A 4,068-nucleotide genomic window follows, 5' to 3' on the forward strand; every position below is an offset into this window, starting at 1 on the left:
TAACGGTTATTGTAATTCTAGATTAGAATTTATTAAGAGATTAGAGGAAGAACAAATAAAAAGAGATAAAGAGTTTATGAGTTACTATAGAGGATAATATGAAAAAAGATAAATATTATAAAATGACAGAAGAAATATTAAAAGACTATAATAATACATTGCATGTAATAGAGCTTATTAATTTGGAATTGGAAGAAAAGGCGAATATAGATCATGCAGATAAATTGAAATATATTAAGAATAAGCATGAAATAATTATTAAGAAATTAGATATAGCTATTAATAGCATGAGTGATGAAGAATACTGTCTATTTGACAGTTTATATATAAATAAAGAAAGACCTCTTAATATAATGTGTAAATTAAATGTATCTAAAAGCACATATTATGAGTTAAAAAAGAAGTTAATATTTAAAGTTAGTGAAATAATATATCCTAAGTGTATAAGGGATATGCATGAGAGCCATTTATTTTAGTTTAGAAGCTATTTTAAATGGCTTTTTTATTACAAGGATATTTATAATAATTTTAAATATGTAGGAAACTTGTGTATTAAAGTAACATTAATATGTTTAAAAAGTAAAAATTGACAAAAATCATTACAAGAATTGAGTTGGTGTTATAATATAAGAAAGGTCGCAATTGTTATATATTGCGAACTACACCAGCAGTGTTTTTGATGTTTTTATATGAATTTAGTATGTTAAGTTTATTCAAAATAGAAATCAACTATATTGGCAAAGTTAAAATATTAATAATTAGTAAATTTATTTAAGATAATATATAATTAGATACATATGGAAAAATATACAATAATAGAGGGGATTAAAAGGAGATATGAAAAATAAAAAAATTTTAATGATAGTATGGATACTAATATTAATACTAATAACAAGGTGTACAAGTTCAAATACAACAAAAATAAATATTTTAGCAACTACAGATTTGCATGGAGAAGTATCATATGATATAAGTGAATACATAAAATCAGAAAAAGAAAGCAATTCCAATACAGTAGTAGTGGACGCAGGTGATTTTTTTGATATGGGGGATTATGGAACAACAATGATGAAGTATTTTGATGATAGACAAAATAGTATAAAGCAAGGAAAAGAGGAATATATAGAAATGCCCTTAGCAAAAGAAATGAAAGATGCAGGATATGATACAGTAGTGCTAGGAAATCATGAGTTTGTGTCAAACAATAAATTCTACTTAGACAGTATGGTATCAGACTTTGAAAAATATAACATAGATGTTTTATCAGCAAATACTTACAATAAAGATAATACAAGTTATGTAGAGCCATATACCATAAAAAAAATAGAAACAGAATATGGAAATGTAAATGTAGGTATACTTGGACTTACTATAAAAGAAGTAGGTGAATCTGGTGATGATTCTAGAGAACTAAAAGATATACCACAATATAATGAAGAATTATATATAAATGACTTAGTAGAAGAAGCTAATAAATGGGTAAAAGTGATGCAAGAAAAAGAAAATCCAGATGTAATAATAGCAGTAGTTCATAGTGGTGAAAAGCCTAAACAACCGAAAAATCCAGGGAATAGAATACAAGAAATAGCACAAAAAGTAGATGGAATAGATGCAATAGTTGCAGGTCATACACATAAAACTTTTGAACAGCATAATTATAAAAATAGTCAAGGTGAAGAAATTATAGTAACTCAACCTGGAAAGAATGGAGAGGCCATATCTAAAATAACTTTTGAACTAAAAAATAATAATGGTGAGTGGAATATAGTAAACAAATATGTAAATTTAACAAAATTTAATACAAGTAAGTTTGATGAATCTATAGGTGAATTACTATGTAATATATCAACTTTAAAATCAACAGATAAAGAAATACATTTAAATGAAGTAACTCCATTTCAGTGGGACAAGGCTTATGTATTTGATATAAATACTAATATAGAAAAAATATACGAAACAATTGGATACAAGTGGCAAAGTATTATATCAAAAGAAAAAGATAGTGAAATACAAATGGTATTTATGAAAGATGACAAAGTAGTATGTTATTTATATGGTGACATGGATATGATGAGGATAAGTGTTAATTTTGATAAAACATCTTATAAAGATAGTGTTATAGAAATTTATCCTAATAAAAATGATAAATTTAAGGTAGAAAAAGGAGAAGAAGAGCTTGATACAGATTTGACATATATATCAAAATAGTAAAATACACTCTATGAGCAATTTTAATATATTGCGAAGCAGAAGGGTAGGAGCAGTCCTCCTACCCTTTATGTTTTATTATGAACGTTTTTTGGAATGTTTCCAAAACGAATAAAATGAGTACAACAATTTTATAATAGATTTAAATATGGCAAATGTTGAAATATGGATATTTTATTAGTATTCAGTTGTGCAACCTTTTGTAGCACTTCCAAAACGAATAAAATGCGGTCAAATTAGGTTTATATCTATATAAATGTTGAAATATCAATGTTTTATAGTAAACTATGGGTGCAACTTTTTATGGATAGTTCACCTAAAATTAGCTTAGTATTTAGGAGGTTTTAAATTGTTATTATATGAATTAGATATAAAAGATATAAGGAAATACATAGATGATAATAAAGAAAGTATTAATATAAATAATACTAAGATATATTTAGATAGACAAAAGACTGGATACGGCCATAAAACTTTATTGATTTGTCCAAAGTGCGGAGAAAGAAGAACTAAATTATATTCAAAGGATAATGAAACCATAGGATTAAGTTGTAGATCATGTATAGGAACTAATATTTATAAGAATAGAACTGATATATATGATGAGGGAGGAATGGCGTTAATAGAGTATAAACTTTACAAGCTTCTAAAAAGTATTGATTATAAAAGATCAATAACAAATAAGCATATACCCTTTGATTATAGATTTTATTGGAACTGTAAGCCTAAATACATGAGATATAATAAGTTTACTCTTATACTGAAACAATTAACCGCATTATCAGCTATGAGAGATACAGTTATAATACAGAAGTGTAATTATGACACTAGATATGTAAATGCACTATTAAATAGCAACTCACTTAAAAGTCTTGAATTTAATGAAATATTTGATGCTATATGGTTTCATAAAATATAGTATTCGGAGTTTTCGGAGTCCTTAAAAAAGAGTAACCTACAGTTTTTACAGTCCCTAAAAAATAGTCAGTTCATCAAGCGAAAAATTTCTCTCGGCGTTATAGCTTCTATAGGAAATAAAGGGTACGTTGAAACACCGACACCTTATTGAGTAGGATGAAACGTCCCATCCATACAGGAAAGTTAGCTCAATACAAAAACAGTATTGAGAAGCTATATTTTAAATATGTATATTATGCATTTTGTGTATATATTCCGCTGTCGACCAAATCGACCGCGAACCCTGTTCCTTTTAAATCAATAATATATTATTTATTAAAGGACACCCTTGGAATTTCAACAAAAGGAAATTTTTACTTATACTTGATGAGCCTTTAATTTTTGAGATAATTCAATTTTAAGCGTTCTATTATATGTAATACCGATTTTATGATATTTGGGTATCGGCTAAACCGACACCTGATAATATGAGCTTCGTAATTTACGATGCTAAGGTCGCAATTCGCTACCATAGATAGTGTTAGCAAAAATAGTAAAATATGATTTGTGGAGGTAACAAAATGTTCCTCCCTTTTATGATGCCTTGAATTAGGGCGTCGGCGATTTGGAGACTCCCTAATTAACTCAATTCAATTTTGGATTAACATCTATACCAATGATATAGCTTCTTATTACTAAATTAGATTGAGTATCTTAAAAATGGATAAGGTTAGGATTAGGTACTAATAATAAATGGTCCATAGTTACCCTAAGATTACCCTAAGGTTATAGAATTTATCCTACACATTTTACGCCCTCTAAAAAGAGTATTCGGAGATTTCGGAGTTCTTAAAAAGAAGTACTCTGACTTTTCTGACTCCCTAAAAGGTAAATTATCGGCCTTTTCGGCTACCCTAAAAAAGATACTCGGTTATTATTCGGCACTTTCGGCAGTCTTAAAAA

At 27.5% G+C, this 4,068-nt stretch carries 3 protein-coding genes; all 3 read left to right on the forward strand.

The window, feature by feature from the left end:
• The first annotated feature begins 98 nt into the window (after nucleotides 1–98).
• Nucleotides 99–476, forward strand: a complete 378-nt coding sequence (locus tag J7G74_RS13485; RefSeq protein WP_297136285.1) for a DUF1492 domain-containing protein — start codon at nucleotides 99–101, stop codon at nucleotides 474–476.
• A gap of 361 nt (nucleotides 477–837) precedes the next feature.
• Nucleotides 838–2,208 carry a metallophosphoesterase gene (locus J7G74_RS13490; protein WP_297136287.1) on the forward strand — a complete coding sequence of 457 codons (1,371 nt, stop codon included), beginning with the start codon at nucleotides 838–840 and terminating at the stop codon, nucleotides 2,206–2,208.
• 349 nt (nucleotides 2,209–2,557) lie between these two features.
• A complete protein-coding gene (locus tag J7G74_RS13495) occupies nucleotides 2,558–3,127 on the forward strand; it encodes a hypothetical protein (RefSeq protein WP_297136288.1) in 570 nt (189 codons plus the stop codon).
• Nucleotides 3,128–4,068 lie beyond the last annotated feature (941 nt).

The sequence above is a fragment of the Terrisporobacter sp. genome (genome assembly GCF_017888745.1).
Taxonomy (GTDB): Bacteria; Bacillota; Clostridia; order Peptostreptococcales; family Peptostreptococcaceae; genus Terrisporobacter.